This is a genomic window from Bacteroides caecigallinarum (assembly GCF_016902295.1).
In the GTDB taxonomy this organism is placed as follows: domain Bacteria; phylum Bacteroidota; class Bacteroidia; order Bacteroidales; family Bacteroidaceae; genus Phocaeicola; species Phocaeicola caecigallinarum_A.
Window position 1 is genome coordinate 1 of record NZ_JACJLQ010000028.1, and the last position, 21,084, is coordinate 21,084.

The 21,084-nt window shown below is 39.2% G+C and carries 16 protein-coding genes and 1 pseudogene; 14 read left to right on the forward strand and 3 right to left on the reverse strand.

Features of this window, described 5'->3' with window-relative positions; genetic code table 11:
* The first annotated feature begins 329 nt into the window (after window positions 1–329).
* Window positions 330–1,142: a CPBP family intramembrane glutamic endopeptidase gene (locus H6A27_RS10140; protein ID WP_204508597.1), complete on the forward strand. Its 813-nt coding sequence runs from the start codon at window positions 330–332 to the stop codon at window positions 1,140–1,142.
* Window positions 1,143–1,246: 104 nt separating this feature from the next.
* Window positions 1,247–3,865 (forward strand): DNA mismatch repair protein MutS, encoded by a 2,619-nt coding sequence (gene mutS, locus H6A27_RS10145; protein WP_204508619.1) that lies wholly within the window; start codon window positions 1,247–1,249, stop codon window positions 3,863–3,865.
* Here the strand turns inward: mutS and H6A27_RS10150 are convergent.
* Complete coding sequence (locus H6A27_RS10150; RefSeq protein WP_204508598.1) at window positions 3,858–4,601, reverse strand: NigD1/NigD2 family lipoprotein; 744 nt, start codon at window positions 4,599–4,601, stop codon at window positions 3,858–3,860. The two genes, mutS and H6A27_RS10150, sit on opposite strands and share 8 nt — an antisense overlap.
* A gap of 525 nt (window positions 4,602–5,126) precedes the next feature.
* On the opposite strand from H6A27_RS10150, the gene H6A27_RS10155 reads away from it, so the two are divergent.
* From H6A27_RS10155 to H6A27_RS10190, 8 genes are all read left to right on the forward strand, one after another.
* Entirely contained in the window at window positions 5,127–5,324 is a 198-nt protein-coding gene (locus H6A27_RS10155; protein WP_087384143.1) for a helix-turn-helix transcriptional regulator, read from the forward strand.
* A 35-nt stretch (window positions 5,325–5,359) separates the two neighbouring features.
* Window positions 5,360–7,663 carry an ATP-binding protein gene (locus tag H6A27_RS10160; RefSeq protein WP_087384146.1) on the forward strand — a complete coding sequence of 768 codons (2,304 nt, stop codon included), beginning with the start codon at window positions 5,360–5,362 and terminating at the stop codon, window positions 7,661–7,663.
* Between the two features lie 2 nt (window positions 7,664–7,665).
* On the forward strand, window positions 7,666–8,298 hold the full coding sequence (locus H6A27_RS10165) for a hypothetical protein (RefSeq protein ID WP_087384149.1): 633 nt from the start codon (window positions 7,666–7,668) through the stop codon (window positions 8,296–8,298).
* Window positions 8,299–8,301: 3 nt separating this feature from the next.
* Window positions 8,302–8,886 (forward strand): HNH endonuclease, encoded by a 585-nt coding sequence (locus tag H6A27_RS10170; RefSeq protein ID WP_204508599.1) that lies wholly within the window; start codon window positions 8,302–8,304, stop codon window positions 8,884–8,886.
* A gap of 3 nt (window positions 8,887–8,889) precedes the next feature.
* A complete protein-coding gene (locus H6A27_RS10175) occupies window positions 8,890–10,674 on the forward strand; it encodes an HsdM family class I SAM-dependent methyltransferase (protein WP_204508600.1) in 1,785 nt (594 codons plus the stop codon).
* 43 nt (window positions 10,675–10,717) lie between these two features.
* Window positions 10,718–10,900: a hypothetical protein gene (locus H6A27_RS10180; RefSeq protein WP_022510850.1), complete on the forward strand. Its 183-nt coding sequence runs from the start codon at window positions 10,718–10,720 to the stop codon at window positions 10,898–10,900.
* Between the two features lie 483 nt (window positions 10,901–11,383).
* Window positions 11,384–12,628, forward strand: coding sequence for a site-specific integrase (locus H6A27_RS10185; protein ID WP_204508601.1), 1,245 nt, complete (start codon window positions 11,384–11,386; stop codon window positions 12,626–12,628).
* Between the two features lie 138 nt (window positions 12,629–12,766).
* Window positions 12,767–13,003: a helix-turn-helix domain-containing protein gene (locus tag H6A27_RS10190; protein ID WP_394800084.1), complete on the forward strand. Its 237-nt coding sequence runs from the start codon at window positions 12,767–12,769 to the stop codon at window positions 13,001–13,003.
* Between the two features lie 681 nt (window positions 13,004–13,684).
* Here H6A27_RS10190 and H6A27_RS15585 read toward each other — a convergent pair.
* Window positions 13,685–13,805: pseudogene (locus H6A27_RS15585) on the reverse strand (IS982 family transposase); the annotation flags it as partial.
* 283 nt (window positions 13,806–14,088) lie between these two features.
* Between H6A27_RS15585 and H6A27_RS10195 the strand changes: the two are divergent.
* The 4 genes from H6A27_RS10195 (at window position 14,089) to H6A27_RS10210 (ending at window position 19,257) form a co-directional block, all read left to right on the forward strand.
* Window positions 14,089–15,072 carry a CHC2 zinc finger domain-containing protein gene (locus tag H6A27_RS10195; protein WP_204508602.1) on the forward strand — a complete coding sequence of 328 codons (984 nt, stop codon included), beginning with the start codon at window positions 14,089–14,091 and terminating at the stop codon, window positions 15,070–15,072.
* Window positions 15,073–15,078: 6 nt separating this feature from the next.
* The gene (locus H6A27_RS10200; RefSeq protein WP_204508603.1) at window positions 15,079–15,819 is read left to right on the forward strand and encodes a hypothetical protein; all 741 of its coding nucleotides are present in this window, start codon (window positions 15,079–15,081) and stop codon (window positions 15,817–15,819) included.
* A gap of 154 nt (window positions 15,820–15,973) precedes the next feature.
* On the forward strand, window positions 15,974–17,809 hold the full coding sequence (locus H6A27_RS10205; protein ID WP_204508604.1) for a reverse transcriptase domain-containing protein: 1,836 nt from the start codon (window positions 15,974–15,976) through the stop codon (window positions 17,807–17,809).
* 125 nt (window positions 17,810–17,934) lie between these two features.
* Window positions 17,935–19,257: an HD domain-containing protein gene (locus H6A27_RS10210; protein ID WP_204508605.1), complete on the forward strand. Its 1,323-nt coding sequence runs from the start codon at window positions 17,935–17,937 to the stop codon at window positions 19,255–19,257.
* Between the two features lie 416 nt (window positions 19,258–19,673).
* On the opposite strand, the gene H6A27_RS10215 is transcribed toward H6A27_RS10210, so the two are convergent.
* On the reverse strand, window positions 19,674–20,879 hold the full coding sequence (locus H6A27_RS10215) for a site-specific integrase (RefSeq protein WP_204508606.1): 1,206 nt from the start codon (window positions 20,877–20,879) through the stop codon (window positions 19,674–19,676).
* Window positions 20,880–21,084 lie beyond the last annotated feature (205 nt).

Below are 21,084 nucleotides of genomic sequence, written 5' to 3' on the forward strand. Positions count from 1 at the left end.
TACTAAGGACTCGCTTTTCTATTGTACAAACAGGGCACTGGCATCTGTAGGTACGAACTTATTTGTGAATTACTCATATGTATAAAATTAATTTTGAATAGTTACTTATAATTTCGTCTTTACAAATTCTATAAATACAACTTATGTTTTTATAAATACAAGTTATATTTATAAAGATACAAGTTGTATTTATATATACACAGTTTATATTTATAGAATATGAAAAGATGTTTTTGCTTTATTATCAGATCATTTTATACAAGCTTTTGGTGATGTTTGCTTTATTTCGTCAAACTGTATAATTTTGTGGTGTAATAAATCGGATTTTTATGGGACGTACAATAAAATTACTCTTACTTTATTTCGCCTATCAGCTGGCGTTCTTCGGAGTGCTTGTTGGAGTGTATATGCTAAAGAACGGGGTTATGGAAATGCCGGACGTGTCCGGCAGTGGGTATATGTCTGTCATTATGTGGGCGCAGTTTCTTTCCACATTGTCTATAGGACTTCATGTAGTTATTGGAAAATATGTATCAATTGATGTTTTCAGATTGAGTACTCCTAATAAATGGGGTGTATTGCTGGCTTCTGTAATGTTTATAGTGGCTATGGGCTTGTGGACCAATTATTTCAGCGAGCTTGCAGGACTGCCTGACAATATGAAGGATGTGTTCGAGCAGATGATGAACAATCCTCTGGGGATAATATCCATTGTAGTGATGGCTCCGCTGGTGGAAGAACTGCTGTTCCGCGGTGCGATACAGGGACACCTGATGCGAAAGTGGAAAATGCCTTATCTTGGCATTATAGTATCGTCGCTTATATTCGGTGTGGTGCATGGCAATCCCGCCCAGATTCCGTTTGCCTTTGTGGTTGGAATGGCTCTCGGATGGATGTATTACCTCACAGGAAGTCTTATTCCTGGAATGCTGATGCACTTTATCAATAATGGAAGCTCGGTGTTGCTTTATGTTTTGTCGGGCGATCCTGATGCGACAATGATTTCATCGCTTGGCGAAACGGGAGCTTTAATCCTGGCGTTGATAGGAATTGTTATTACCGCGGTATGTATTCTAATTATAAGGAAAAAGCTTGTGAAGGAACCTGTGCGGTGTTACGAAGAAAATAACTTGCAGGCTTAAAAGATATTTGTGTATTTTGAAGTATCTTTGCATGATAGAAATTTTATTTACTCACAAATATATAAAGAAAGGATTTTACCGTGGCAAAAGACAGCGAAGTAGTAATGACCCCCATGATGAAACAGTTTTTCGACCTGAAGGCGAAGCACCCGGATGCTATCATGCTTTTCAGATGCGGAGACTTTTATGAGACGTATTCGGAAGATGCGGTGGCAGCATCCGAGATTTTGGGCATTACCCTTACAAAGAGGGCCAACGGACAGAACAAGACTATCGAGATGGCGGGATTTCCGCACCATGCTCTTGATACATATCTGCCGAAGCTTATCAGAGCAGGACGACGTGTGGCTATCTGCGACCAGCTGGAAGATCCTAAAACTACCAAAAAACTGGTGAAACGCGGTATAACCGAGCTTGTTACACCAGGTGTGGCCATAGGTGACAATATTCTTTCTTATAAGGAAAACAACTTTTTGGCTGCTGTTCATTTCGGAAAGACAGCTTGCGGTGTGGCTTTTCTGGATATTTCTACAGGCGAGTTTATGACAGCCGAAGGAAAACTTGATTATATCGATAAACTTCTCAATAATTTTTCTCCTAAGGAAGTGCTTTTCGAACGTGGAAAGAAACCTATGTTCGAAGGTAATTTCGGGAGCAAATTCTTTACTTTCGAGCTTGATGACTGGGTTTTCACAGAGACCTCGGCTGTGAAGAAACTGCTCAAACATTTCGAGACCAAGAATCTGAAAGGTTTTGGAGTAGAACATCTGAAGAATGGTGTAATAGCTTCTGGAGCTATTCTTCAGTATCTTGAAATGACTCAGCATGAGCATGTCGGGCATATCACGTCGCTGTCGCGCATCGAAGAAGAGAAGTATGTGCGTATAGACAAGTTTACTGCCCGTAGTCTGGAACTGATGGGAAGTATGAATGACGGCGGAACGAGTCTGCTCGACGTGATAGACCATACCATCAGTCCGATGGGGGCACGTATGCTGAAACGCTGGATTATTTTTCCGCTCAAGGATGTGCAACCTATCAACAGAAGACTCGATGTAGTGGAATATTTCTTCCGTCAGCCGGACTTCAAGGAAACTGTTGAAGATTGCCTTCACAGAATAGGTGATCTGGAGCGTATCGTGTCTAAAGCTGCTGTAGGAAGAATATCTCCACGTGAAGTTGTGCAGCTCAAAGTGGCGCTTCAGGCCATAGAACCTATCAAGATGGCTTGTCTTGAAGCTGACAATGAAAGTCTGCGCAGAATAGGCGAACAGCTTAACCTGTGTATTTCCATACGTGATAAGATAGCCCGTGAAATTAACAACGACCCTCCCCTGCTTGTTAATAAGGGAGGTGTGATAGCCGATGGTGTGTCCGAAGAGCTGGACGAGCTAAGGCGTATATCGTATTCCGGAAAAGATTATCTCCTTCAGATACAGCAAAGGGAAAGCGAACTTACCGGAATACCGAGTCTGAAAATTGCATACAATAATGTGTTCGGCTATTATATAGAGGTGCGTAATGCGCATAAGGACAAGGTGCCTGCCGAATGGATAAGAAAGCAGACTCTTGTGAATGCCGAAAGATATATCACTCAGGAACTTAAGGAATACGAAGAGAAAATCCTTGGTGCCGAGGATAAGATTCTTGCTTTGGAAACCCGTATATATAATGAGTTGGTTATGTCGCTGGCGGAATTTATTCCTGCCATACAGATAAATGCCACCCAGATAGCTGTACTCGACTGTCTGCTTTCGTTTGCTACTGTAGCCAAGGCTAACGGATATATACGTCCGGTAATATCAGAGGATGAGGTGCTTGATATACGTCAGGGAAGACACCCGGTGATAGAAAAACAGCTTCCTCTGGACGAGAAATATATAGCAAATGATGTTTATCTCGACACTGAGAAACAGCAGATTATAATCATTACGGGTCCAAATATGGCTGGTAAGTCGGCTTTGTTAAGACAGACTGCCCTTATCACTCTTATGGCGCAGATAGGCTGTTTCGTACCTGCCGAGAGTGCGCACATAGGTATTGTGGACAAGATATTCACACGTGTAGGCGCGAGTGACAATATCTCTGTGGGAGAGTCAACGTTTATGGTCGAAATGAACGAGGCTGCCGATATACTGAACAATCTGTCGCAACGCAGCCTTGTGTTATTCGATGAGCTTGGACGAGGTACATCTACATACGACGGTATATCCATAGCATGGGCCATTGTGGAACATATACATGAGAATCCGAAGGCTAAGGCGCGCACTCTGTTTGCAACCCATTATCATGAATTGAACGAGATGGAACATACCTACAGCCGCATAAAGAACTATAATGTATCTGTAAAGGAAGTTGATAATAAGGTAATATTCCTTCGTAAACTGGAACCTGGAGGCAGCGAACACTCGTTCGGTATTCATGTGGCTAAGATGGCAGGTATGCCTAAATCTATCGTAAAACGCGCTGACGAGATTCTGGCACTTCTGGAGAAAGAAAACCGTCAGGGGTCTATATCGGGCAAGGAAAAGGAGATAACTTCGGATATAAAGAAAAAGAAAGAGTCGTCATCGTCTTCCGACGGCATTCAGCTTAATTTCTTCCAGCTTGACGACCCCGTATTAAGCCAAATAAGGGATGAAATTATCAATTTGGATATCAATAATCTCACCCCTGTTGAGGCTTTGAACAAATTAAATGAAATAAAGAAAATTCTTAATTGATGAAATTCTTGGCTCTCACGCTTGTCATATCCGGATTGACCGGAGTTGACTGGCGTGTACAGTAGTCAAATTCATGACTCTTCTCTCCGCTGAATGAATTCCAAATCAGTTTCAGTTTCACAGTTTCTCCTTCTGTGTCAGGAAGCTGATCAAGCTTGAATGCTACAATACCGTCGGCAGGGTGTCCGTTTACGTCTCCGTAAGCGTTATGGCGGAATTCCACTTCGTATGGATTTTCAGAATTATTTGTCGAAATAAGGTTTACGAAATGTTTTATACCAGGATTGCCCCATACTGTGCTGAAACGTAGTGTAAGATACCCGTCTTCCGAAACAGTCATCCAGCTGTTTAGAATTTCTACAGGATCATTTCCGTAAGTCTTGTCGTTTTCTTCTTCACCGAGGTTTGCTGCGATAGGTTTAGTCAGGATACTGTCTATCCAGTTGATGTGAACAGCCTTGCTGAAACCTTCCGTAGGATCAGTTGTTTCTTCAAAATTAACCAATGCTCTAACTTCTTTTTCTCCGAAAGGTGATTTTGTTATGTTTACAGGAAGTAAAGTCGTTTCATCGTCCAACTGGAGGTAGAAAGTATCGTTAGCATCTGTTTTTACAGTAACCAATGCGTTAGGAAACATAAGAGAATAATCGTAGTCGTCATTGTTATTGCATGACTGAAGCGAGAAAATGGCAACTGAAGCCACCAAAGCATTTTTTAATAATGAACGTAGTCTCATAATAATTTAATCTTTAACGTGTTAACTTTTAATGTTTGTCTATACGTTAAATGCTTTATTACGGGAATTCGTGCATCGTCATGTGTTAAAAAGACATAATATAGATATAATAAAAAAACCTTCACCCGAATGAGTGAAGGTTTTTTGCGGTGCGTACGGGACTAACGGAGTCTTTAATCAAAACTGATATTCAGTCTGTTATAAGAATCTTCCATAAAAAGCACCCAGCTCTGCACCTGCTTCATTTCTATGTTTTTCCGATAGGAATTTGCCTTGTTCCAACATTACAAAGTTAATGATTTATATTGGATAATCAAGCGGATAAACATTATTAATGCCAATCAGACTTTCAAGAATGTAGCTACCAAGAGGAAAGGAACGATGAGATTATGTAATGTAATCAAGCTGTACTTCACTTGTAACATCCATTTATCAAATAAATTGAGTTTAATATAGCAACGCTTTGAGGAATAAAAAATATTTCATTAAATTTGCGTGATAGTTTAATTTATTAGATTTACAGCTATGAATAAAGACTTGAATAGAATTAAGGTTGTCTTAGTGGAGAAACACCTGACAAGCAAATGGCTTGCGGAAAAATTAGGTAAGTCAACTTGTACAGTGAGCAAATGGTGCTCTCAAAAGTCACAACCAGATTTGCAGACCATGAACCAGATTGCGACTCTGCTTGACGTGAAATTAAGCGAACTTATTGTGGATTGAGAGATATCTTTTTCAAGTTTATTTAACGTACGACAATGAAAATTCCATTTGCGATATCAGCAAGAACAGCGCATCTTATTGGTATGGAGAACTTTGCCAATGCTGAAGGAGCTATTATAGAGCTGGTAAAGAATGCTTATGACGCGGATGCGGATACTTGTGTAGTAGTGGCAGATATCCGAGAAGATAATGTAAAATCCAAACTGTTCATAATTGATAATGGTTCAGGAATGACAGATGAAATTATCATCAAGCATTGGATGACAATTGGCACGGATGATAAGCTTCTCAATGCCCGTTCTTCAAATAAAAAGCGTGTTAAAAGTGGGGCAAAAGGTATTGGTCGATTTGCTTTGAACAGATTAGGGACTTCTGCAGAGATGTTGTCTTTTGCTAGTAACGAGTTTGGCAAAGGTTATGTGTGGAATGTTGATTGGAAAAAGTTTGATAAAGCACGTGTGCTTTCGGATGTAGAAGCAAACTTAGAAGAAATTACTATTGACTATTTGGCAAGTAAACTTAATGAATATGGCATTAACAGATTGCCAATATATGACAAATTAGTTTCTGAAAATTTTCACGGAACAATCCTTTGTATATCCCATCTGAATGACGATTGGAATGACGATGCTCTGAATGGATTGTTGAAGAACCTTGAGATGCTCATCCCCGCAGAGTTACAATCATCTTTTGAATTGTATCTGTACAAGATGCATGATTTGCAGTGGAGTGGAAAGGTTAATCCGATGGAGTATGAGGATTATGACTATAAAATTTCTGCTCAGTATGAAGGAGGTCGTGAAATACAGATAAAGATTGAGAGAAATGAATTGAACTTTTCTAAACTTGAAACATTTTACAGCAAAGTATTTCTGCGAGATGCAATGAAAGTAGAACCATTTCGTTTAGAGGATTTTCAAAAAAGAGAAATCACTCAAACTATTCAAATAAACGAAAAGGTTGATGCTAATCTGCTAGAGCAGGTCGGGAAATTTGGATTTACATTCTTCTTTCTAAAAAATACGTTAAAGGATGATCGAGACAAGGATGGGAATCAAAAATATCCATACAATTTATTTGATGAATCAGCCCGTACTCATTGGCTTGACAGGTTTGGCGGTGTGCGTATCTATCGCGATGAGTTCCGTGTCCGTCCGTACGGAGAGAACGGGGATGATTGGTTGGGTTTAGGTCGCAGACAGGCAAAGAGTCCTGGTGGTGCCGGTCAGAAAATGGGCGGTTATAGAATCCGTCCCAATCAGATTGCTGGTGTCGTCAAGATTTCAAGATTGACAAATGCGGCTTTCGAGGATAAATCAAGTCGAGAGGGTATTCAAGAAAATGCGGTTTTCGCTTTGTTTAAAAATCTGTTGTTGCAGATAATCTCGGCTTTCGAGCTTGATCGTAATACCATCATGTACAATCTGTCGGAACTGTACAAAGAAGAACATCCACAGACAGCACAAGCAAAGGAGATTGCCAATAAGGCTCTTGAGTCTAAAGATGAGAATTTGTCGAAAGAAGCAGAAGATTTAAAGATTCTTGCTGCTGATTATAAGTCTTTGGAGACAGAACTCAGTGACAAGGAGGCTGAACTTTCAATGCTTCGTGGACTGGCGAGTATGGGAATATCTTCTGCTACATTTACCCATGAACTCCGAAGCGTAATGCTTCGTCTTTTACCGAGAAACGAGTTGCTTAAGAATATTCTTCTGCAATATCTACCAGAAAAACAGTTTGAAGGAATGCGTTTCGACAATCCATATCAGGAGTTAAGAAACATGAAAGCAGAAGACGAGAAACTTTATAATTGGCTCCTTTATTCTTTAAACTCAATACGTCGAAGTAAAAGGGATTGGGTAGATATTGATTTGTCGAATTACTTTACTTTGTTTATTGAGTCATGGAAGCCTATCCTATTAAGAAAATTGATACATATTGATCTCCAATTAATAAACATGGATGGTACGTTCCTAAAAGGATTCGAAATGGATTTGGATAGTATATTCAATAATTTTGTAACAAATTCCATATCTGCATTCCTCACTTCAAAGGAAGAGAATAAAACGATTTCAGTACGTGTGAGCAATGACCATGGATATGCTGTAATAGATTTTGTTGATAATGGTATCGGACTTTCTCAAGAATATAAAAATACCCCAGATGTTATTTTTAATGCTTTCGAGACATCTATAGTGGATAATCAGAACAATAAGATTGGCACTGGCATGGGATTGTTTATCGCGAAAGGCATTATCAGCAAATATCCGGATGCAATGATTGCATTACTGCCTGTTGAGAAAGGCTTTGGAATAAGAACAATATTTAAGATCAAATAATTATGAACGATAAAATCAGATTAGTCTATTTAGATGAAGATGAGGGCTGGCAGTCACAAGCTCATTCTGTACTGAAGAACGACTTTCAGCTTCACATTCCACAATCTATGCCTCAAAATATAGAAGATATTTGGCGGGAGATATGCGAATTCGATGCACAAGCTGTATTAATTGATTATCGCTTGAATAATACAGGGGTAGTATCATATACTGGCGATGATGTGATACATGTACTTCATCGTCACAACAAACATCTACCAATGTTCATTATAACATCATTTGAGAGTAATGCATTAATAGAGTGTAAAGAAGCCCAAATAATCCGTGGTAAAGAATTATTTACTGATGCAAATCAGTACGAAAAGCTAAAGAGTATTATTACGGCAAATGTAAATAATTACAATAGTCGTAAGGCTTCGGCTGAAAATATAATTAAACATCTTCAAGATAAAGTTTCCAAAGGAGAGAACTTGACAAATGAAGAGTCGGTCGCAAGGTTTGAGGCTGAACTTTACTTGTCAGAGTTGGATTTGGATAATAGCGTTCATGCTGATTTGATTACAAGCAAATCAAATGAGACATTAGAGGAATTGTTGAAAGTCGCCCAAAGTATTGTTGATTTACACAAGAAGTAAACTATGTCAGATTTCAGAAAAATAACCCCTGCTCGTCGAGAATCAGTACCAGTATATAAGACTCATAACGAATATAAGCCATTGCTACGCGAAGATTTTCATCAACGCTGCGGTTATTGTGGGAATCATGAGTTCTTTAGGGATACTTATTATGAGGTTGATCATTTTGTCCCTAAAAAGAGCCTTGTGAACATATCTCCTACAGAATATTCTAATTTGGTTTATTCATGCCGATCTTGCAATAATTCCAAACGCGCAAAGTGGCCTACGGGGGATGAGAATATACATAACGATGGGAAACAAGGTTTCATAGACCCTTGCGATGATGCTTACGCAGCACAATTTGAGAGACTGGCAGATGGCTCTATACACTCAATTACTGATCTTGGTGATTGGATGTGGTCTGCACTTAATTTTGGAAATCCTGCTCACCGAGTGAGATGGAAGTTAGAAGAAATTAAAATTATGCTTAAAGAATTAGATGAAGTGAACATTGATTCGTTGGAGGAACTAAGAGCCAAAGAAAAACTGAATAGATTATACCACAACCTAGAGGAACAATTAAGAGGAAAACCAAAATTTGACTAATCAATGAACTCTCAAATTTTCGCATATCTTAAACGAAAACAACTCACAGATACACGGACAGTTAATCGCCTGTTCGTGTCTTCTTTTGTGTCGCTTAGTGATCTGAAGATTGAGAATAATCATATTATAAAAGGATTGCTCATAGACAAGGATGATAAAGATTTTGACTTGTTGCAGGAATTTATATCAAAGATTCGCCATTTCCATCCTACACCAATGACAATAGAAGACATGATTAGTCTCTTTGAATTTGTCGTTTCGCCAGCTGACCGTATTGTAACAGGAGCTGTTTATACACCTAAGTCTGTAAGAAAAAAGATCATTGAAACTTGCTTAAATACAATGCCAAATGAACAAATGCAACATGTTCGTGTGGCAGACATCGCTTGTGGTTGTGGTGGTTTTTTAATGGATGTTGCATTGTTTCTACGCAATAATACAGGGAGGACATTTTGTGATATTTATCAAGAATCAATATATGGGATTGATGTCCAAGAGTATTCTGTGGAAAGGACAAAAATCCTGCTTTCACTTTTAGCCTTGCTTTATAATGAGGATTTAGACTTTGATTTCAATATTCTTCAAGCAGATACACTAGATTTTAACACAGCGGAATGGAATCAGACTTACACGCATTTTGATGTTATTGTTGGCAATCCGCCATACGTTTGTTCGCGCAATGTAGATGCTATCATAAAGGAAAAGATGTTGCAATATGAAGTTTGTCTGTCTGGACATCCAGATTTGTATATTCCTTTTTTCCAAATAGCAACGGAAATGCTTAATGATGGTGGAAAGTTGGGCTTCATCACAATGAATAGTTTTATCCGCTCAGTCAATGGTAGAGCTGTACGGAATTATTTTTCTCGTGGAATTCATGATATTTCAATATTGGATTTTCGTGGTTATCAGATTTTTCAAAAGAAAAGTACATATACATGTCTTTTCTTCCTCACAAAGAATCAAGCATCAGATACACTACATTATGCCGTTAATGAGAATGGAGATTTAAACGTAACACCCAAATATACTAATATCTTATATGATCAACTTGATAACAAAAAAGGGTGGAGTCTCAATGATTTTGATGCAGTACGCCAAATGGAGTCCACAGGAATTCCTATTGGCAAATATTGTCAGTCTCGCCACGGTATAGCTACACTTAGTAACAAGACTTACATATTCAAACCTGTCGCAGAGGACGATAACTATTATTATTTGGAATCTAAAGATGGACGCTACCCTATAGAAAAAGCAATATGTAGAAATGTCATCAATTCCAACAAACTCAATTCGGAGGTTTCTTTCGAAAGCATTATCGAGAAATTGATTTTCCCATACTGTATTAATGAAGGGCGAGCTACAATTATTGAGGAGTCAGTCATGAAGACCATTTTTCCTTATACTTATACTTATCTTTTATCCCAACGCAAACAACTCGCTACACGTGACAAAGGCAAGACAGATAAGTATCCCACATGGTATGCCTATGGTAGAACTCAGTCGCTCATAATGCCAAGATATAAATTATTCTTTCCGAAGTTCGCAAACAAGCCTCTTCATTGCGTTTTGAAAGATGATGCAGACCTGATGCTATACAATGGCGTTGCATTTGTTAGCGATGACCTTGAAAAGTTGCAAGTCTTGAAAAGCGTTCTTGATAGTGATCTTTTTTGGAGCTATCTTGTCAAGAACGCAAAACCATATTCAACTGGATACTATTCGCTTAGTGGAGTTGATATTAAAAATTTTTGTATTCCTACTATTAAAAAAAGAAATGTGCCATAGTATAAAAAAACTCTAATAAGCTTTTTAAGCTATTTTTTTTAAGATGAATACAGAAAAGAAAATTCTAAAAGAAAACGGTCTAACAAACATCGACGAACTCATAGATTCCCAGTTCGGCAAACTTGGAACATCGGAACGTGAAAGATTCCGTGAAGAAGCCCGTACCTATGTAAACGGACATGCTAAAACTGCGGAATGTAAGATTTCCCCAAAGGAACGGAAATAACCGACTTTTCCTGTCCATTCCGGCGAGCCGAAGAACACTACCTCCGTAACGTCAAATTCTTCTCTGATGCAGATGAAAAGAGGTGGTTATTTGAAAAGTCCGCACTTAGCAGTCTGATGTATCTGGTTGAATGCTAATATCCTACAAGGTTCACCAGCAAATAATGTAGGAATTGAACCTATTTTTGTAAGCAATGCCGAACTACAAAGATGCAAACATTTGATAATAAACACATTACATACCATCCAATTACTCCAAGGCAGATTGGGGCTCTGGGTTCGGGCCCCAAGCGGATCCGAACCTATTTCTATGACCTAAACAAATATCTGAAAACTACATATTTACTTTATTTTCTTCTCTTATTTCATTTAATCTAAAACTATTAATAATCAACAATTACATTCCATTCAAAACCATAATCTATGTCTTATCCGTGTCCTATGCATCCGTCTGTGATATGGACACAATTAATATTTATTTTTTATGAGACATAGTTTTTCCATCTACTTCTATCTGAAACGTAGAAAGCTTCAAAAAGACAGCAAGTCAACAATCATGCTCCGCATCATAGTCAACAACAAGGCCGCAGATGTAAGTCTGAAGACGTCCATCCTACAGGAGCATTGGGACAAACAGAACAGGCGTGTTTCCGACATGAATCCAGAAGCACACGACATCAATGCATACTTGGACAAAGTAAGTTCCACATTGCAGCATCATTACCGACAGGCCCAACTAGAAGGAAAACAGCTTACGGCAAGCATGCTGAAACAACGCTTCATGGCCACAGGAACCAATCCGCCTTCCCTTCTAGAGTTGTTTGACAAACAGGTAAAAGATGCGGACAGGCTGGCACATGCCGGACAAATCAGCATGTCCCATTCCAACAGACATAAACTAGTCTACAGGCGGCTTGAGGAATTCTGCAAGAAAATGGGCAGACAAGATATGCCACTGGAACAGTTCAACCGGCAGATGATATACGAACTAGAACTTTTCTTCAGGACTGACTGCAGGCTATCAATCAATACAACAGCCAAGATGATGAGTATGGTAAGAAAAGGAATCCTATGGGCATACCGGTGCGGAATTATCCTGACCAATCCGTTCTCAACTTACCGAATAAAGAAGGAAGAAAGCCAGAAACAATACCTGAACAGGCAGGAAATAATAAGAATAATGGGCAAGCGGCTGGATATTCCTAGACTGGCTTCCATCCGTGACATATTCATCTTCAGCTGCTTCACAGGCATCTCCTACTCAGACATCTGTCGGTTGAGAAAGGATCAAATCATTTCAGATTCTGACAAAAGCATGTATATCCATCTGTACAGGACCAAGACCAACCACCCCGCATTCATCCCTCTCCTTCCCCAAGCCAAGAAAATAGCAAGTTTTTACATAAGAAAAGGCGAATCGGAATACCTATTCCCGACCATCTCGAACCAGAAAAGCAATGCCTACCTTAAAGAGCTTGCCGACATCTGCCATATAAGAAAAAGGGTGACATTTCATGTGGCCCGGCACACGTTCGCCGTGACCGTCTGTCTGGAAAACGGACTTCCAATAGAAACACTTTCCAAAATGCTCGGACATACCAATTTGAGGGTTACACAAGCCTATGCCAAAATCACATACAGAAAAGTCACGGAGGACATGAAGGTATTAAAGAACAAGCTGAAGGACTGGAAGCCGGAATCCGGTCCGATGAAATCTGATGACATTTAATGAAATCTGATGACAACAGGCTCCGGCGGTTTGCAGTGGCATGGGAATGCGGATATCTTTGTTTCAAACCAAAAAGGACAGATTATGGGAACAATCATCACCAGATCAGACAAGGAAGTGCTTCATTTCTTCGATGAAATGAAAAGGGTATCGGATCTCATCGACCATTTGCCAATGGACAACCAGCACTTATTGGACGGGGAAAACTATCTGACAGATACGGAACTAGCCGGAAAGCTCAAGCTAAGCAAGCGTACGCTGCTGGACTACAGAAGCAACGGCATATTGCCTTATTACCAGATAGGAGGAAAAATCCTATACCGGGAAAGCGATATCGTACGACTGCTGGAAAAGAACCGAAAAGAAGCGTTCTGACATCCGGTTCTATTTATGGGAAAGAGGGTGCACTTCAAAATGTACATTTTGATGCACCCTCATGTTGTTATAATATGTACTCAAGATGTACTTCAGTTAATTCTTACTTTATATAGTCTAGTTGTAATTTTGCGATTGGATACTGCTCCCAAAAGAATGTCTGCTAAGTAGTAAAAAACACACTCGCATAACGACTCCCAGATACCTTTATATTGCTAACGCACCACTCCTCAACAAAGCCCATTTTTTCGTCCGGCATCATCACAAAATCAACGATTTTGATACAAGATAAAAAATTAAATTTGTACATCACTCCTAGGGTAAATTTACCTCGGACACACTTTATAAAACACTTCCCTGCAGCTTCAAGAAGATGGTGTAATAGTACCTGAATAACCGGAAGGGATAGATAATGTTAAAATATAAGCTACCTACAAATGTCAATAAATCATGAACAATAGCACAGAACCAAAATCTGAAATAGAGGCCCAATCTAAAACAGTTCATGCTTCACAATAGGGTACACAACCTGAATCTATTGCACAATCCATAAATTATGAATTGTTTAGCATGCTATATAACAGGTTTCTCGTAGAATGGAGAATGCGACTTCGCTTATATGATATGGGGATTGTGACCACCCTAATGGCCATTTTCATTTTCTCCATAAGTCTCTGTATTCTTGGTACGATGCCTAGCCCTCTTGTCTTCAATCATATATTTTCCCTGCTGCAATACAAATTCCTTGCAAAAATTATCGGCCATACAAAAAAAATTCTGTAATTTTAAATTTTGAGAACATAACAGTAATCGTTTAAATGTTATAATTGAGTACTATAGATTGAACACTTTTTGTTGTTATATTCCTAATTTTCAATGAAATATTTATTCGTTTATATCGAACTTACATTAAATATAGAAATTATCAAATAAAGAGTTATGTGTGATTAACTAAAAAGGTCCACGCTGAAAGGATGTCTCAATTTAAAGAAAAAAATGATATATATAGATAATTTTAAAATCAAAAGTTTTCTATGATTTCTCCTGAAACAATAAAAAAACTGCACGAACTGAATTGTGAGGATGTGGCTAGAAGACTAGGATTGGAAGTCAATATGCATCAGGCTCATTGCTTTATGCATCAGGACAAAAGGCCTAGCCTTGCCTTTAAGAACAATTTATGGAAATGTTTTGCTTGCGATAAAGGTGGAGATGCTATCTCTCTAGTGGAAGAAAAATGTAATCTTTCGTTTGTAGAAGCATGTACGTGGCTTTGCGAACAATACCATATTTACATGCCTTCAACTAACCTGAAAAATACAAAAAAGAGACCTAAACTCAGACACAGAAGAACTCTTGTTATCGACAGGGAAGAAAGTAGGCCTGATTTTGATGGTGACGTGGCTTCAGCCATCATAAACCTAGCTGATTTGGAAGCCAAAGGAAAGGAGTTTCTTTTTACGGAAAGGAAACTGTCGGCCCAAGTGGTGGAAAAGATGAAAATCAAATCGGTAGAAGATCCGACAGAAATGAAAGAGATTCTAATGAATACCTTTGGTGAAGAGCGTTTAATTAAATGTAAAGTGTTAAAAAGAGATAACAACAAGATACAATTAACCATCAATATTCCTTCGTTACTGATACCGTATTTTGACAGAACAGGCAAACTGGTGGCTTTACAATCTCGCTACTTGGGCACAAACGAAAATATACCTCGATTCAAGATGCTGTGCAATTCACGTAAACAGCTTTACAATATGGTTTTACTAGCTAAGTTGCAAGAAGGAAACAAATTATATATAATGGAGGGAATTACTGACTGTCTGGCTATGCTATCGGCCGGATATCCTGCTGTTGCCATTCAAAGTGCAACGACTATCCCGGAAACGGAACTAGATAAATTATCTGGATTTGATTTGGTGATGGTCCATGATAATGATAAAGCTGGAGTAAGTGCTTTCTATCACTTGCACCGTAGCCTGCTTAGATACGGATGCCGTCTGAAATGCGCAACGATTCCTGCGCTGTTCAAGGATTATTCTGCATATTATCTATACTTAAAAAAATAAAAGGCGATGGAAAAAGATAAATTAGAAAGAAACGTCATTCAGCCTTCACTCAAAGAGTTTTCCAGAGAGATGCTGAGCCAGCTCATTGAAATCAGCTTTATCGAGCTAGAACAGGCTCCAGCTGAGGGTGAGCCCCAAGCCAATGGAAACCCACAAGACGAAAAGGGATATACCAAATATGAATCCCGATATCTAGTTCAGAAAGAATTGTTTTCACTGATGCTTTTTGATCCAATGCTGGAAGAACAGATTTCGATGAGGAAAAATGCGAACTTCGACTACATGACAGGATTGCACTTTTTCATTACGGCCAATAAGAATTTCCATTATAACTTTGGATTTTTTGAGCAGCAGATAGATTTTTTTGATCAGATTCTGAATGGTTGGTGTAGCTTTCTGGATCAGGTAGTGAGAGACGTAACTGCTCTACAGGGCTTTATAACGGAACAATGTGTAGAACTAGAATTTGATGGTATTTTACGCTTATTCTTATGTAAAGATACCATCATCAGTGCCTCTCTCAATCTAGATAGTTTCAATACCATTTTTAAAAAACGAACAGGAAACTATCACTATCATTTTGGTCTGTACTTGTGTGAAAGAAATAACCAAAAAACTCAGCTTATGGTATCTGGTCAAGGTGACGGGAAAGGCAAAGAAAGTGGTTTATACCAAGCTGTTAATTGGTTTAACAACCTCGTTGAATCATTAGAAAAGAAATATAATGCAACATTAAAACAGAATTGACATGAGTCTATTTGATACTATCACGCACCGAAGGAACATTTACAAGGCTATTTATGCACTGGATTCCTACATCTGTGAACGAAATCTTCTATCGGTAGAGGATCTGAAGTGCTATTATCAGCTGAAGGATAAATTTGACTTTGACGGCACAATCATGGATGTTATAGAGAAATGCCAGAAGAAACTTGAGAAGATACTGAACGAAGAAAATGATGATTTCTTTACCGTTTCAGTATACTATAAGATAAAGAAACTGAAAGATGAAAACGGAAAACAGTTAGTTACTTACAGACCGTTACATACTGCAAGTCTGATTGATCAAATCTGCATGGCCGCCTTGCTGATCCCACTGATGTTTGATGACAGTAAAAGCGTGCGGAACAAGTCGGAGCTTTCAAGGATGATTCCACATAATTTTTTTGGTAATATGCCGAGTGAAAGTGTAGATAGTCTTTTTATGAATTGGACAGAAAAGTATCGGCAATATTCTAAAATTATCCAAGACAAGAGCCGGGAATATTTGAAGACGCGGGAATATGATACGGTAATCAACTTTGATTTGGCAGATTTCTTTCCTTCCATAGACCCGGCCAGAATGTATAATTTCATCCTGAATCTGTTAGTTCCTCAATATCCCGATAAGGACGACTTGAAAACCTTGAAGAAGGCCATTGTGAAACTGCTCTATTTCAAGATTCAGGAAGATTCTCTGAGGGGGTGGATGGATGTTTATTATCCGAATACGGACACGACGTCTTTTAAAAAGGTTTTCATGAACAGAGGAATTGCTCAGGGATTGCCTCAATCTTATTTCTTCGGGAATATATGTATGATTGACATTGCGGACAAAATGGCATCAACCGAAGAGTTGAAACAATCAGATGCCTATTTTTATGTGGATGACTCGGTTATTTTTGCTAAAGGGATTAACCAAGGAAATTTTAGAGCACTGATAACTAGACTAAACAATACTATCAAGGAATCACCGGCCAAGTGTGACGAACAGCCGGAGTTGAATCAAGTTTACCTGGATTTTCAGAAAAAAATTAACTACCAAATAAAATTTCATGAAGACGAGAAAAGTACAATTTGTACCATTGAAGAGGCGTTTAACGGAATGGAAGGGCTCTTCCTGGTGCAACGACCTGTCTCGATGGGAGGTTGGATACATGGAAATATTGATGAAGTGGACGAACATGTATCCCTGAAGAAACTCAATGCACTCCAGACGGTAGTAGAAAACCAACTTTTAGAGGTAAAAAAGAAACAAGAAAAGGACCCTAATAAAAAGCAATGGGGCGAAACCCGAATAAAATGGCTATCCAGATATTTGAAATATTTCATTTATCGGCAACGGAAATTGAAACTTATCATCAATGGTCAGTTTGATGAGTCCATGAAAGCAGATTTCTATGATGATTTCCATATCACGACATTGGGTATGGAGGCAAATGAAAATCAAGACAAAGCCGTCAAAGAAATATTTAATAAATTTGAGGAGGAAATCTTCCAGGCTGAAATAGGAATGTTTGCCAAGGCAATGACTTTCGATGATTTAAAGGAGTTCTGTAATAATATCCAATCATTTGATAAGATATTGGCAAGCTATAACTGTCCGAATGAGCGCAATTTTAAAGCGCTGTATTACTATAAGACTACTGAATTATTGGAACAAACCCATTTTCTGCAACAAACAGATAGCTATGCTTCCTTGAAGCAATTACTTTTACGCACTTTCCCTTTTCAGAATATTGAGGTGTTCTTGGATACAATCTATCAGGATCATACTGTAAACGAAAAAGGTTTTTGGGGAAAACAAACATTTCTTCCAGCAGAGGAGAATAAGGATAAGGAGAAAAAAAGAAAGAATGTTGGATTGAATTACCTGATTGGGTGGACTTTATTTTTAACAATTCATCGGAATTCAAACGGAAAATACTTAATTGCTGCTTTTCGCTGGCTTGCAGGATCAGGGTTGAAGACAGCCTAACTATCTTACATACGGATCTGAAACCGGTAAGATATTATGAATTACGTATTTTATCCATTCTAAGGAACCGAAAATGCAATTGTGAGGATTTCTTTCACTTCCTACAGCAATTAGATTATAAGGACGTGAATGAAAAGATGGAAATTGACTTGGGTATCTTAGAAGCTTTGACTATTTTCAGGCAACGAGTACAAGATCCGATGAAAATAGACCGACTCATCCAGACGCACCGGCTTGTGAAAAGTTTGTGGCACAATGGTTCTAAGTTCCTGAATGCTTATACGCTTCACAACCATGAACATGCCATTAATCTGATTAAGAATGTGGTGAGAATGGTCAACAACATTGATTTTTTAAACATAAAATCAACGGATTATTTCTTGTTATTCCAGGCCTGTTATCTGCATGACATCAGTATGGTGATTCATCCGAATATAGCGTCTTTCAATGAATCAAATCCGGATTCAGAAGTGTTAATCAGCCAATGGATGGATGAAATGTTAAAGATAGAGAATGATGTCACTAGGACTTTTAAAGAAGACCATTTTTCTCTAACAGAAATACTTCAATTACGAAAAAAAATCGGTAGATTGCAAGTAGAAGCTTTCCAGAAGGTTTTCAATTTTTTTGAGAACAAGGTCAGAAACGCCCATCAGCAAGACAGTGCTAAATACATCCGGAGCTGGCAGAAAGGAATCTTGTCTCATCTTTCAGAAGTTGAAGCCGATATGATTGCAAAAGTTTCAGAAAGTCATGGTTGGGATAGCATACACGTGTATAGCCTGAAGTCTGAGGCAAAGGAAGAGTTGGTCAGTATTAAATATATGATGATTCTTATACGTATGGCTGACTTGTTGGATCTGGCAAATGATAGAATAGACTACTATCTTCTGAAGCAGAACCGGTCTCAAATGAGCCTTCTTTCCCGGTTTCACTGGATTTCGCATCTCATATCGGACGGATATAAATTGGATGTCGAGTTTAATCCGATAAAAGGTGTTCCATTGGACGAACACCCTATTGAGGAAAATATTTATGTGGACATCTTCTTGAATACTGAAATTATGGCTGCGATGCCTGTAAATAAAGAACCTTGCTTGAATATCCGTGCCACTAAAGGACTATGTAACAGCAGCAGCAATCCCCTAAAAAAAGAAGGCACACAGCAGGAGTGTATCCAATATGAATTATTTAAAGACAACAGAAGGTGTAATTCGGACTTGGTCCGAATTGACGGAACAGGTAAGAAATGCCCTTTCTTATGTATCTGGATACAAAAAAAACATGAATGGTTGTTTGCAGAACTGGCTGAACTGAAGTATTATCTTAACTCTGTAAATTCGAACCTTATCAAATCGGATATTAAAGTCAGATTCTTTTATTCTAACCTTCAGCCTTTTGATTCGGAATTCTATGATGATATCAGGTCTTATCTACAAAAGTCATGAAGCTAGAAGTATGTGTAGAGCTGTTCGGATTTTCGCTACCAAATGGCTTCATGTAAACGGGTATACTTCTATTGGGGTTTATATCGACTGCTATATGATGTGTGAGCATCAGCAAATCACTCACTGGCTGGTTAGGAGCCTGATTGATTACCCAAACTATATCTAATATTCATTAGACGGCATATTGAACCGAATGTTCTGACGGTGATGCTACTGGTTAGTTTTTGCTTATAGGTCAGGGCTTACCAAAAGGATCATTATTTCAGTATAAACCGCGTCTTAGTGGTACTCATTCTTGTCAATTATGTCTGCTTGAGATGAACCGGAAAGAAGCGTTCTGACATTGAAAAGGCTATACCACCACATCCGTTGGAGTATAGCCTTTCACTTTTTATCATATTTTGTATATATCCACTTCATGCCTTTTGGGAATTCCTCTCCAGAGCCTGCATATAATGGCGCAACATATAGTCGGAAGAATAGCCAAGCATTTCCCTGACGTGTCCTTTAGGAATCTGGTTAGCCAGGATAACTGTTACGACAAACGTATTGCGGGCCATCTGGGTGGTAAGCCTCTTGGAAATCCGACATTGTACCGAAACCTCTTTCAGGTATTCATTCATTTTCTGGACTGACGGGACAGGAAAACACGGACCTTCGGGATTCATCGGATTCCAGCCTCTGTATTTCTCCAGCAGAACCATTGCCGGTTTAAGAAGAGGAACACGGCTTGTACAGCTGTCCCCAACCTCCGCTCCTTCAGCACGTGTCCTGCAAATCCACAGTGTTCCTTCGTCATCCCTAAACAAGTGCGACGGACAAAGGGTGCTTATCCCCTGATAGGAAAGTCCGGTGAGAGCGCAGAAGACGAACACATCCTTCACCCGTTCCAAACGTCCGGCTGGCATATCCGTTTCCATCACTGTTCTCAGTTCATTCCAGTCCAGAAAAGAAGGGTAAGTCTCCTCCTTTACGCACAACTCTCCCAGTTCCTCCAGAAACTTGCCATGTTCCATCCAAGCCTTCTGCTGAGCCACCTTGAGAACCTTACGGAAACACTCCAGATATTTAGCCGCCGTATTCCGGGCCAGCCCGCGGGTCTCCTTCAAATACCTTTCAAATGCCGTGATAAACTTCCTGTTCAGTTCGGAGAACACGATATCTTCCTTATTGTAAACATTCCGTATGACGGTCTCTACCAATCCGTAGCACCTGTTGTAACGTGCCAGAGTGGCAGGATGCAAATCCCCGGGAGAAGCCGCCCATCCGTCTATACATTCCTTCATGGCCTTCAGAACCAGATGCCGTCCTTCCCTGGCATACAGAATATCCAGGATTTTCTTCGGAGTCAGTCTTTCCCCATCATACACGGAATTCCTGTGAATGACATATATTCTGTCCCTCAGTGTCTCAAGGTACATGTTCAGCTCTGCCGAACTCCGTCCCCTTCCCTTGCTACGCATCTTCGCATTGTCCCATAACTCCACCGGTATAGAGCGCTGGATACGGATTTCAGCCCGCTGTCCGTTAATTGTCACCCGAAGAACGACCGGTGCTTCACCGTTCTTCAACAACTTGTTCTTCAAGATGAAGAACATTACATGCAGTGTGTTTCCTTTCATACATTCTGTTTTGGTGCAAACTTAGTAAACGCACTGGAATACAGCACTATGCGCAATTACGCAATATAGTGAAATATAATACATGCCTTTCCTGAGCACGGTTGTACTTTCCGGATTCAACAATCGAATATTTCTGAAAGACCGGTTCCTGCAACAGACAACATGAGACATCTGATGACTTGTGCTGCCATCTGATGACATGGTA